Source organism: Amycolatopsis sp. NPDC043885 (genome assembly GCF_056435685.1).
Map to the genome: position 1 here is coordinate 30,174 of NZ_JBWKEA010000002.1, position 11,613 is coordinate 41,786.

General features: G+C 69.7%; 8 protein-coding genes. 4 read left to right on the top strand and 4 right to left on the bottom strand.

Annotated features, from left to right (window positions below):
* Positions 1-219: 219 nt before the first annotated feature.
* From AC069I_RS09820 to AC069I_RS09835, 4 genes are all read right to left on the bottom strand, one after another.
* On the bottom strand, positions 220-1,161 hold the full coding sequence (locus AC069I_RS09820; RefSeq protein ID WP_478230799.1) for an NADP-dependent oxidoreductase: 942 nt from the start codon (positions 1,159-1,161) through the stop codon (positions 220-222).
* Positions 1,162-1,383: 222 nt separating this feature from the next.
* Complete coding sequence (locus AC069I_RS09825) at positions 1,384-2,340, bottom strand: ankyrin repeat domain-containing protein (RefSeq protein WP_478265182.1); 957 nt, start codon at positions 2,338-2,340, stop codon at positions 1,384-1,386.
* The gene (locus AC069I_RS09830) at positions 2,324-3,160 is read right to left on the bottom strand and encodes a TIGR03620 family F420-dependent LLM class oxidoreductase (RefSeq protein WP_478230797.1); all 837 of its coding nucleotides are present in this window, start codon (positions 3,158-3,160) and stop codon (positions 2,324-2,326) included. The genes AC069I_RS09825 and AC069I_RS09830 overlap by 17 nt, the downstream gene beginning before the upstream one ends.
* Positions 3,157-4,065: a TIGR03620 family F420-dependent LLM class oxidoreductase gene (locus AC069I_RS09835; protein WP_478265183.1), complete on the bottom strand. Its 909-nt coding sequence runs from the start codon at positions 4,063-4,065 to the stop codon at positions 3,157-3,159. Before AC069I_RS09835 ends, AC069I_RS09830 begins: the two co-directional genes overlap by 4 nt.
* A gap of 97 nt (positions 4,066-4,162) precedes the next feature.
* On the opposite strand from AC069I_RS09835, the gene AC069I_RS09840 reads away from it, so the two are divergent.
* From AC069I_RS09840 to AC069I_RS09855, 4 genes are all read left to right on the top strand, one after another.
* Positions 4,163-4,729, top strand: a complete 567-nt coding sequence (locus tag AC069I_RS09840; protein WP_478265184.1) for a TetR/AcrR family transcriptional regulator — start codon at positions 4,163-4,165, stop codon at positions 4,727-4,729.
* A gap of 101 nt (positions 4,730-4,830) precedes the next feature.
* Entirely contained in the window at positions 4,831-6,429 is a 1,599-nt protein-coding gene (gene serA / locus AC069I_RS09845; RefSeq protein WP_478230794.1) for a phosphoglycerate dehydrogenase, read from the top strand.
* A 303-nt stretch (positions 6,430-6,732) separates the two neighbouring features.
* Positions 6,733-10,137: a S8 family peptidase gene (locus AC069I_RS09850; RefSeq protein ID WP_478230793.1), complete on the top strand. Its 3,405-nt coding sequence runs from the start codon at positions 6,733-6,735 to the stop codon at positions 10,135-10,137.
* Between the two features lie 236 nt (positions 10,138-10,373).
* Positions 10,374-11,417, top strand: coding sequence for a 3-isopropylmalate dehydrogenase (locus tag AC069I_RS09855; protein WP_007031599.1), 1,044 nt, complete (start codon positions 10,374-10,376; stop codon positions 11,415-11,417).
* The last annotated feature ends 196 nt before the right edge of the window (positions 11,418-11,613 follow it).

The window sequence follows — 11,613 nt, forward strand, 5'->3', positions numbered from 1 at the left end:
CCCCTCACGGCCCTTCGGGAAGGGGGGGGGGGGGGGGGGGGTGGGGGGGGGGTTTTTGGGTTCCCCACCAAAACCCCCCCCCACGACCACCCCGGCCGCAGGCCGGCCCTTCACGGCACAAGCTCGGCCGCGTCACCTTTGAGTCATAGAGGGCTCGACGCTGGGCCCAGGGACACCGAACGAGCCACCTTTGACCTACCCCGGAGCGTTTCGCGGCCCTCAGTCCGCGACGGACAGCACGACCTTTCCCGTGGTCTTCCCCGCGGCGACCAGTTCTTGGGCCTTCGCGGCTTCTTCCAGCGGAAACACCGTGTCGATGGTCGGCTTGAGGTGCCCGCTGTCGACGAGTTCGGCCAGCGCGAGCAGTCCGGTGCGGTCCGGCTCGGCGAGGGTGAACCCTGCGGTGACTCCGGCGGCATCGGCCAGTTCCGGCAGCCGCTCGTCGTTCGTGCGGGTGAGCTGGACGAGCCTGCCGCCGCGGCGAAGCGTCTTGAGCGAACGCGGCCCGTACTCTTGACCGATCGTGTCGAGGACGACGTCGACGTCGCGGACCTCCTCGGCGAAATCCGTCGTGCGGTAGTCGATGAGCTCGTCCGCGCCGAGACCGCGGAGGAACTCGTGCTTGGCCGCGCCGGCCGTCCCGATCACGTACGCGCCGCGCGTCTTGGCGATCTGGACCGCGAGATGCCCGACCCCACCCGCCGCCGCGTGGACCAGAACCCGTTGCCCCGGCTGGATGTCCGCCGTGTCGACGAGGCTCTGCCAGACGGTCAGCCCGGCGAGCGGGACCGCGGCCGCGTGCACGTGGTCCAAAGTGGACGGTTTACGTGCGAAGTGGCGGCTCGGCGCGGCGACGTACTCGGAGTACGCGCCGGCCTGGAACGGGAACGACGGCATGCCGAAGACCTCGTCGCCGGGGGAGAACAGGGACGCGCCCGCGCCGACCTCCTCGACCACGCCGGACACGTCCCAGCCGAGGATGAACGGCGGATCGCCCATCGGGCCGATGCCGCCGGTCTCGCGGGTCTTCCAGTCGACCGGGTTGACACCGGCGGCGTGCACCCGGACCAGGATCTGGGTCGGGCCGGGGACGGGTCTCTCGATGTCGACGAGTTCGAGGACTTCGGGGCCGCCGAGACGGTTTTGACTGATCGCTCGCATGGGTCCATTGTTCGGCGAGTGTCGTACTTTGGGCGAGGTTCAGACGGGCCAGGAGGCGTCAGGATCGGGACAGCCTCGACGACGGCGCAAGTGCTGGTTCGTGCGATGAAGGGGCCTTTCATAGCAAATTTTGCTATGAAAGGCCCCTTCATCGCACGAGGCGGGGTCGGTCGGTGGGGCCGGTCGGGCCCCTTCGCGACGCATGCATGCGGGATCCCGCGCTCAGGCGTCCCGCAGCACCGCCAGGATCTCCGTCTGCCCGAAGTGCTCGGCCCACCCCAAGGCCGACGACGCGTACAGCGAGTCCTCGAGCGAAGGATCCGCCCCCACTTCCAGCAGAGCCCGCACCGCGTCCACATGCCCTCCCTGCACGGCCAGGTGCAACGCCGTGACACCTTCACCGTGCGAAAGCCCGCCGAAGGTGCCCTGGCGGTTCACCGAGGCGCCGAGCTCCGCCAAAGTCCTGATCGCCGAAGGCTTCCCCTGAGCGGCGGCCCAGGTCAGCGCCGTGCCGCGGTAGACGTCGGCGTCCACATCGGCACCTCGTGCCACCAGGGTCCGCGCCGCGTCGGACCGGTCGTTCCGCGCGGCCCACGCGAGCGCCTCGTCGACGACCTCGGCCGGATCGTCGCTCGGCCGCCATTCCGGGAAACCGCTGTGCGGCCGGTGGAACTCGCGATGCGCGCCCGCCGCGGGGGAGAGCGTGCCGCCCGGCGCGAGCAACTCGTCGAGCAGATCGGCCCGGCCGAGTCCCGCCGCCACCCGGAGATTGCCGGGGGAGAGGCTGCGCGAAGCCAGCAGTTCCGCCGCCTCGCGATTGCCCCAGAACAGCGCGACCACCAGCGGTGTCCCGCCGTCGCCCCGGGCGGGAACGTCGACCGGCGCGCCCGCGTCGAGCAGCATCGTGACCAGCGGCGGCAGCCCGGCGTACCCGGCCTGGTGCAACGCCGTCCAGCCGTGGACGTTGGCCGACGCCGGATCGGCGCCGTGATCGAGCAGGATCCGGCACAGCCGCTCGTCGCAGGTCGCGGCGGCCATGCCGAGCAGGTCGTTCCCGTTCTTCCCGTGTGCGTGGACGAGGGTGGGCAGGTCACCGATCAGGCGCGCGAGCCCGGCGAGATCTCGCGCGTCGATCAGTTCCCGTGCCTTCTCGAAGGCGAGTTCAGCCGGTGACGTCACGCTCCCGCACGCTACCCCCGACCCCCGACAGAACCCGCCATTCGGCCAGCGGGATCCGGTCGTCCTCGGTCAGCACCTGCAGGCAGACGTGATCCGCGCCCGCGTCCAGATGCGCCCGCACCCGGGCGTCGATCTCGTCCTCACCGACGGCGACCAGCGCGTCTACGAGCTTGTCGGAGCCGTAGTCCTCCTCGGTGAACCCGAACCGCCGCAGATTCGCCCGATGGTGGGCGGCCAGGTCCAGGTACATCGACACGTGCCGCCGTGCGATCTCCCGGTCCGATCCGAGGACGACGGCCTGCTCGACGGCGAGGAAGGCCGAAGGTCCCATGGCCTTCCGCGCCAGCGCCGTGTGCTCGACAGGGACGAAGTACGAATGCGCCCCATCAGTGCGTTCCGCGGCCAAGGCGAGCATCTTCGGCCCCAGTGCGGCCAGTAGCCGCCGACGAGGGGAGTCCGGTGTGGACAGATCGGTCTTGTCCATTTCGTCGAGATAGCCGCGCATCGCCTCCAGCGGTTTCGCGCCCGGCAGATGACCGCCCAGCCCGAGGGTGAACCTGCCCGGATAGGCCTCCGCGAGGGTCCGTTCGGCGGCGGCCGCGGCGACGGGCGCCCGGTGGGAGAACCGCGCGATACCGGTGGCGACGGTCAGCCGGGACGTCGCCGCCAGCAGCAGCCCTGCCTGGGTGAACGCCTCCCGCCCCAGGTACTCCCCGAACCACAGCGTGTCGAAGCCGAGTTCTTCGACCTCCGCCGCCGCCTCGCGGACCTCGCCGATTTCCTTGCCGTCGAACGAGAACGTCCAGATCCCGACGCTCATCGGGTCACCTCCGCCAGTGCCGGGGCGAGCCGTTCCAGCTGGTCCACCATGGACTGAAGATCGTCCCCGGCGGGATGGACGAGCACGGTGTCCGCGCCGGCGTCCACGAGTTCCTTGATCCGCCCGGCGATCCGCTCTTCGCCGCCCCACGCGGTCAGCCCGTCCACGAGCCGGTCGCTGACGTCGTCGATGTCGGCGTCGGTGTAGCCGAGCCGCTTCCAGCCCTTGAAATAGTGCGGGACGCCGTACTGCTTCATCAGCCCGATATCCCTCGCCACGCTCTCCCTCGCCTGCTCACGGTCGCCGAGCAGGATCGAATGGGTGGGGATGAGCAGCTTGTCCCGGCCGAGGATCTCGCGGGAGTACGGCGTGTGCTCGAAGGGCTGGGCGAACGGGTGCGCGCCGTCCGTCAGCTCCCGCGCGAGTTCGAGCATCTTCGGCCCGACGGCGGCGAGGACGCGCGGAAACGGTACCGGCGCAGGGAATTCCTCCGCCGCCGCGGACATGGCCGTGAGGTAGTCACGGGTCTGTTCGAGCGGCCGGTAGTCCGAGCCCGCCTTCGCCGCCTGATACGAGTGCCCGATCCCGACGCCGAGCACGAACCGGCCCGGGAAGGCCTGCGCGAGCGTCCGCCCGCCGCTGTGGGCGGTGTACGCGGGCCGCGACCAGATGTTCGCGATCCCGGTGCCGACCACCACCCGTTCGGTGGCGGCCAGCGTGATGGCGCTGTACGCGAACAGCTCCCGGTTCCCCGGCCCCTCGCCGCCCCACACGGTGCGGTAGCCCAGCTCTTCGAGCCGTCGTATCGCCCGCCGTTCCTCGTCCGGGGTCGGCGTGAACATGCCGACCGGCAGCCAGACACCCACCGGGCCCAGCCGCTCCCGGGTTTCGTCGATCAACGTCATTACGTGTCTCCCCAGCTAACATGAGGCAGCCTCCGCTTACGCCGTCCGACTATACGGAGGCTGCCTCCGATTTGTCGAGACTAGGCTCGGGAGCGCGATGGTCACCGAGAAGAAGCCGCTGCGGGCGGACGCCCGGCGCAACTACGAGCGCCTCCTCGAAGAGGCGAGGCGCGCCTTCGCCGCGCACGGGGTCGAGGCGTCGCTGGAAGAGATCGCGCGCCGGGCCGGTGTCGGCATCGGGACGCTCTACCGGCATTTCCCGACGCGGGAGGCTCTGGTCGAGACGGTGCTTCGCGAGGGCTACGACGCGCAGGCCGCGGTGGCCCGCGACCTTCTCGACTCCCCGGATCCGGTGGAAGCGCTCAAGGCCTGGTTCGCCGGAATGGGTGAGCAGGCGGCGCGGTATCGCGGACTGCCCGAACTGATGGTCGACGTCCTCGACGACGAGACCTCGCCGTTGTATGCCTCATGTCACGCGATGCGGGACCAGGTGTCCCACCTGGTGGAAAGGGCGAAGGCTTCGGGAGAGCTCCGGGCGGACGTCACAGTGCACGAATCGCTGGTGCTGCTGCACGCGCTTTCCTGGGCCAGTGAACACCTTTCGGGTGACAAGGGCCTCGAACGCCTCCTCGATCTCGTTTTCGCCGGATTACGGGCGAGTTAACAATCCCCTGTCACCAGGTCTAAACTGCGGCGCAACCGGGCACAACGGCGTGACCGTCAACAGTGAGTCGCAGGCACAGACCAGATAGTGGGAGCCGTATCGTGACCAAGCCGAACAAGCCCGTCGTCCTCATCGCCGAGAAGCTCGCGCCCTCCGTGTTGAGCGTCTTCTCCGACGAGGTCGAGGTCCAGCATGTGGACGGCACGGACCGCCCCGCGCTGCTCGAGGCCGTGAAGACGGCGGACGCGCTGCTCGTGCGGTCCGCGACGAAGGTCGACGCCGAGGTCCTCGGCGCCACCACCTCGCTCAAGGTCGTCGCCCGCGCCGGCGTCGGGCTGGACAACGTCGAGGTCCCCGCCGCCACCGAACGCGGTGTCCTGGTGGTCAACGCGCCGACGTCGAACATCGTCTCCGCCGCCGAACACGCCGTCGCCCTGCTGCTCGCCGTCGCCCGCCGAGTCCCGGCCGCGGACCAGAGCCTCCAGGGTGGCGCGTGGAAGCGCAGCGCCTACTCGGGCGTCGAGATCCAGGGCAAGACCATCGGTGTGGTCGGCCTCGGCAAGATCGGCCAGCTGTTCGCGCAGCGGCTCGCCGCGTTCGACACCAAGCTCATCGCCTACGACCCCTACGTCTCGGCCGCCCGCGCCGCGCAGCTCGGCATCGAGCTGGTCACGCTGGACGAGCTGCTGGAGCGCGCCGACGCGATCTCCATCCACCTGCCGAAGACCCCGGAGACCAAGGGCCTGATCGGCGCCGAGGCGCTGAAGAAGACCAAGCAGGGCGTCATCATCGTCAACGCCGCGCGCGGTGGCCTGATCGACGAGCAGGCGCTGGCGGACGCGGTCAGCTCCGGCCACGTCGGCGGCGCCGGTATCGACGTGTTCGTCACCGAGCCCACCACCGAAAGCCCGCTGTTCGGCCTGCCGAACGTCGTCGTCACCCCGCACCTTGGCGCCTCGACCGCCGAGGCGCAGGACCGTGCGGGCACCGACGTCGCGAAGTCCGTGCTGCTCGCGCTGCGCGGCGACTTCGTGCCGGACGCGGTGAACGTCGCGGGCGGCGGCACGGTCGGCGAGCACGTCCGGCCGTACCTCTCGCTCACCCAGAAGCTCGGCACCGTGCTGACCGCGCTGAACCCGAAGGCCCCGGCCTCGGTCACCGTCGTGGTCAAGGGCGAGCTGTCCACCGAGGATGTCAGCGTGCTGCCGCTCGCGGCCGAGCGCGGCGTGTTCTCCGGCGTCGTCGAAGACCAGGTCACCTTCGTGAACGCGCCGCGCGTGGCCGAAGAGCTGGGGGTCCAGGTCGATCTGGTCACCGAGACCGAAAGCCCCAAGTTCCGCAGCCTGGTCACCGTCCGCGCGGTCCACGCCGACGGCACGACCCTTTCGGTGTCCGGTTCGGTCACCGGCAAGGACGAGGTCGAGAAGCTGGTCGAGGTCAACGGCCGCCACTTCGATCTGCGCGCCGAGGGCAACGTGCTGCTGCTCGAATACCCGGACCGCCCGGGCATCATGGGCCGCGTCGGCACGCTGCTCGGCGAGGCGGGCCTCAACATCGAGGCCGCGCAGATCAGCCAGACCACCGACGGCGCGGACGCGGTCATGCTGCTGCGCGTGGACCGTTCCATCGACTCGCACCTGCTGGAGCCGATCGGCGCCACCGTGGGTGCGCACACCATCCGCGCGGTCAACTTCGGCTGACCTCCAAGTACAGGAAGGCCCCTTCCTTGCGTCAGACGCAAGGAAGGGGCCTTCCTGTACTACTTCGCAATTAGTCGACTAACTGTGGTTGTTGTGTGTGCGGGGTTCGCGAGAACGCAGAGCAAGATTCAATAACGGTGAAAAATGCCTACTGAAGTCGGGCTGGTCCCCGGATAGGTTCTTCCGGCGAGGCCGAACCATCGCGTCGTCAAGGGCACGGCGCGGCGCCGGGGCTCACCGTCGGGGGTGTGTTCGAGCGGCAGGCAGGTTCCGAGTCAAGGCCTCGAGTGAGGGCACGTACTCATGAACAGATCCCGCGTACCCCGATGGGCGATCCGCTCGTCGGCCGCGGTCTTCGCCGCGTTGCTCGTGACGTCCGTGACCGGGGCGTCCGCGGCCGCGCAGGATGTCCCCCTCGCGGACGGCGTCACGCCGGCGAAGATCGACCGTAACGGATTCCAGGGGAAGGTCGAGCCGAAGCTCAAGGCCGCCCAAGGCAAGATCACCGCCTTCGTCGAGCTGGCCAAGCAGCCCGCCGTCGACGCCTTCAACGCCGAGCAGAACAAGGGCGCAGGCAAGGAACAGGCGAAGAAGGCCGCGAAGGACGCCAAAGCCGACGCCGCCGCGACGGTGAACTCCGTCGTCGGGCAGCTCAAGGCCGCCGACGCCGGCACCCAGCTGGTCACGCAGACCGCCAACGCGGTCGCCGGCGCGGTCGTCACCGCCGACGCCGCGAAGATCCGCGAACTGGCGAAGCGGCCGGACGTCGTTTCGGTCAAGAAGGTCGTGCCGAAGACCCGCACCAACTCCAGCGCGGTCCAGCTGACCAACACGCTCGCCTCCTGGCAGCAGACCGGCCGCTACGGCGACGGCATCCGCGTCGGCGTGATCGACGACGGCATCGACTACACCCACGCCACCTTCGGCGGTCCGGGCACGGCCGAGGCCTACAAGGCGATCAACCGCGACCAGGCCACCCCCGCCTTCCCGACCGACAAGGTCGTCGGCGGTATCGACCTGGTCGGCGACGCCTACGACTCGGGCAGCGACGACCCGGCCCTCAACACCCCGAAGCCGGACCCCAACCCGATCTCGTGCGGCCACCACGGCACGCACGTCGCGGGCACGGTCGCCGGATTCGGTGTGGACGAAGCGGGCAAGACCTTCACGGGCGACTACAAGAAGCTGAACAAGAAGAAGATCGAGGCGATGCAGATCGGCCCGGGCACCGCGCCCAAGGCCCTGCTGTACGCGATCAAGGTCTTCGGCTGCGACGGCTCGACCAACGTCACCTCGCAGGCGCTCGACTGGTCGCTCGACCCGGACGGTGACGGCGACTTCACCGACCACCTCGACGTGGTCAACCTTTCGCTGGGCGGCGACTTCGCCACCCCGGACGACCCGGACTCGCTGTTCGTGCGCAAGATCGCCGCGAACAACGTCGTGCCGGTGTTCTCCGCGGGCAACGGCGGCGACCTCAACGACGTCGGCGGCGCGCCGGGCAACACGCCCGAGGCGCTGACCGTCGCCAGCAGCCGTGACGCGTCCGTCCTGCGCGACGCCGTCGAAGCCGTCGCTCCCGACGGCGTGAAGGGCGCGAAGACCGGGCAGTTCAGCCAGAACTACGCGACCTACGACACGCTCGACGTCACCGCGCCGGTGGTCACGCTGTCGGCCGACAACGCCGCCGGCTGCAAGCCGTACTCCGAAGCCGACAAGGCCAAGGCCGCGGGCAAGATCGTGTTCCTCGAATGGGACGACAACGACGCGACCCGCGCCTGCGGTTCGGTCGCCCGGTCGAACAACGCGCAGGCCGCCGGTGCCAAGGGCGCGCTGTTCTCGTCCACGCTGGAGCACTTCACGGCGGGCATCGCGGGCAACGCGGCCACGCCGACGTTCCAGCTGACCGGCAGCGCGACCGCTTCGCTCCGGCCCGCGGTGGCCGCGGGAACGCTGCAGGTCCGCATGACCGGCAAGGGCCGCGTGTCCGTGCCGACCACCGACAAGTCCATTGTGGACACCCCGAGCTCGTTCACCTCGCGTGGCGGGCGTGGTCCGGCCGTCAAGCCGGACGTCGCGGCGCCCGGTGACTCGATCGCGTCCGCGCTGAGCGGGAGCGGGGCCGGTCGCCTGGTCATCTCCGGCACTTCGATGGCGGCTCCGCACACCTCGGGTATCACCGCCCTGATCCGTCAGGCGCACCCGGACTGGTCGGTCGAGGAGGTCAAGGCCTCGGTCATCAACACCGCCGGCCACGACATCCGCGACGCGTCGGGCCGCGTCTACGGGCCGCAGCGCGTCGGCAGCGGCCGGATCGACGCGAAGGCCGCGCTGGACAACCAGGTCCTGGCCTACGTCGTCGACAACCCCGGCTTCGTCTCGGTCAACTTCGGCGTCGTCGAAGCGGGCGGGCCGGTCACCCTGACCAAGACGGTCAAGGTGGTCAACAAGGGCATCAAGCCGGTCGAGTACTCGGTGGGCTACGAAGCCGTGAACGCGCTTCCCGGTGTCGAGTACACAGTGGACAAGCCGACGGTGAAGCTGAGCCCTCGCGGTATCGCGCTGGTCAAGGTGACCCTGAAGATCGCCGACCCCAAGGCGCTCCGCAAGGTCATCGACCCGACCATGGCGACCACGCAGGTCGGCCTCGCCCGGCAGTTCGTGGCGGACGCCTCCGGCCGGATCGCGTTCACCCCGAAGAGCGGCACGACCGTTCCGCTGCGGCTTTCGGTGTACTCCGCGCCGAAGCCGGTCTCGTCCATCAACACCCCGGGCAACGTCAACTTCGGCGCCGGCCAGACCCAGGCCGTGCTGAACCTGACCGGCAAGGGCGTGGACCAGGGCACCGGTGCGCAGCGGTACCGCTCGCTGATCAGCGTGCTCGAGCTTCAGGCGGAATCCCCGCAGCTGCCCGAGTGCGACGGGGACGTCACCACCGACTGCACCCTGAACCAGACCGCCAAGGGCGCCGACCTGCGCTACATCGGCGCCGCGTCGACGGCTCCGCTGGCCAAGGCGCAGGGTGAGCCGGAGAACGCGTTGCTGGCCTTCGGTCTCACCACCTGGAGCGACCTGGCCAACCTGGGCAGCAACACCTCGCCGTTCGTGGACATCGACACCACGGGCGACGGACAGCCGGACTTCGAAACCTATGTGACCAAGGTGACGTCCACCGATGTCCTGGTGGCGGTCACCGTGGCGCTGAAGCCGGGCTTCCCGCAGGTGGACATCCAGCCGATCAACGGCCAGCTCGGCGACGTCGACACGAACGTGTACGACACCAACGTCGTCGTGCTGCCGGTGAGCATCGCGGCGCTGGGCATCGACCCGAACGCCGCGTCGCACAAGATCAGCTACACGGTCGGGACCTCCGGGTTCTACGCGGCGCCGGGCGCGGACTCGTCGACCATCGACTACGTCGGCACGCCGCTTTCGTTCGACGCCTTGGCTCCCGCGTACACCGTCCAGGGCGGCGGCGACTCCGCGCTGGGCTACGTCGCGAAGCCGGGCACGGCGCTGGTGGTCAACCGCAACGCGGCCGCGCAGGACACCGTGCTGGGCCTGCTGGCGATCGAGCACCACAACGCCTCGGGCAACCGGGCGAACGTGGTGAAGATCCAGGCGAACAACGGCAACGGCGACACGGGTGTCGACCGGCCGGGCAACGGCGGGCGGCACACCGGACGTCAGCCGATCGGTGTGGGCTGACGCGGTAGTGCGGTAGTCCGCGTTCGATGAGGTGAGGGACGCCCTGGCGGCATGCTTTCCGCCAGGGCGTCCCTTCTTGTTTTCACCCTTTCGGCTGTCTCGCTCTGTGGGAGATTCCGGCATAAGGGTGGTGCGGCTACGGCTACCGGGCTACGGCCGGTAACCTTCCGCTGCTGGCGTTTTCTTGCGGATGGGCCATCCGGACTGCCGGTGGCCTGGTCTACGGAGGTGTGTGGATGCGGCTCGCGGTGATCCCAGGAGACGGGATCGGGCCCGAAGTGGTCTCCGAGGCGCTCAAGGTGCTCGGTGAGGTCGTACCGACTGCGGAGATCACGAACTACGACCTCGGCGCCGCCCGGTGGCACTCCACCGGCGAGCTGCTCCCGGAGTCGGTACTCGGTGAACTCCGTCAGCACGACGCGATCCTGCTGGGCGCGGTGGGCGACCCGACGGTGCCGAGCGGCATTCTGGAGCGCGGGCTGTTGCTGCGCCTCCGGTTCGAGCTCGACCACCACGTGAACCTGCGCCCCGCCCGGTTGTACCCGGGGGTGCGCGGACCGCTCGCGGAAGCGGGCGAGATCGACATGGTCGTCGTGCGTGAAGGCACCGAAGGCCCGTACGCGGGCAACGGTGGCTTGCTGCGCAAGGACACCGAGAACGAGATCGCGACGGAGGTCAGCGTCAACACGGCGTTCGGCGTCCGGCGTGTGGTGACCGACGCGTTCAACCGGGCCGAGGCGCGGCCCCGCAAGCACCTGACGCTCCTGCACAAGACGAACGTGCTGGAGTACGCGGGTTCGCTGTGGTCGCGGATCGTCGAAGAGGTCTCGCTGGAGCACCCGGAGGTGACCGTCGCGTACTCCCATGTGGACGCCGCGACCATCCACCTGGTGACCGACCCGTCCCGCTTCGACGTCGTGGTGACGGACAACCTGTTCGGCGACATCATCACCGACCTGGCGGCGGCCGTGACCGGCGGCATCGGGCTGGCGGCGAGCGGGAACCTCGACATCACCCGGCGGAACCCGAGCATGTTCGAGCCGGTGCACGGCAGCGCGCCGGACATCGCGGGCCAGGGTCTCGCCGACCCGACCGCCGCGGTGCTGTCGGTGTCGCTGCTGCTGGACCACTTGGGACAGAAGGAAGCGGCGCGGCGGATCGAGGCCTCGGTGGCCTTCGACCTCGCGACGCGCGACCAGGCGTCGCCCGGTGCGACGCACGCCATCGGTGACCGGCTGGCGGCACTGGTGTCGTCGAACGTGCGCCCGGTCACTCAGTAGTTGTTTTGCTGAAGGGGCTCTTCGCCGCATCTCACGCGGTGAAGGGCCCCTTCGTCGCATCCAAGGGGCGGTCGTGGGGGGGGGGTTGGGGTTTTCCCCCAACCCCCCCCCCCCCCCCCCCCCGGGACCCCCCCCCCCACGGAAAAACCCCCCCCCCACCAGGAGGGTGACACCCTTGCCCCCTCCCTCCCCCCCC

What these genes read in the sequence shown, in the direction of transcription:
- AC069I_RS09850 (WP_478230793.1), top strand. Translation starts at nt 6,733, where the DNA reads ATGAACAGATCCCGCGTACCCCGATGGGCGATCCGCTCGTCGGCCGCG.
- AC069I_RS09820 (WP_478230799.1), bottom strand. Translation starts at nt 1,161, where the DNA reads ATGCGAGCGATCAGTCAAAACCGTCTCGGCGGCCCCGAAGTCCTCGAA.
- AC069I_RS09835 (WP_478265183.1), bottom strand. Translation starts at nt 4,065, where the DNA reads ATGACGTTGATCGACGAAACCCGGGAGCGGCTGGGCCCGGTGGGTGTC.
- AC069I_RS09855 (WP_007031599.1), top strand. Translation starts at nt 10,374, where the DNA reads ATGCGGCTCGCGGTGATCCCAGGAGACGGGATCGGGCCCGAAGTGGTC.
- AC069I_RS09840 (WP_478265184.1), top strand. Translation starts at nt 4,163, where the DNA reads ATGGTCACCGAGAAGAAGCCGCTGCGGGCGGACGCCCGGCGCAACTAC.
- AC069I_RS09830 (WP_478230797.1), bottom strand. Translation starts at nt 3,160, where the DNA reads ATGAGCGTCGGGATCTGGACGTTCTCGTTCGACGGCAAGGAAATCGGC.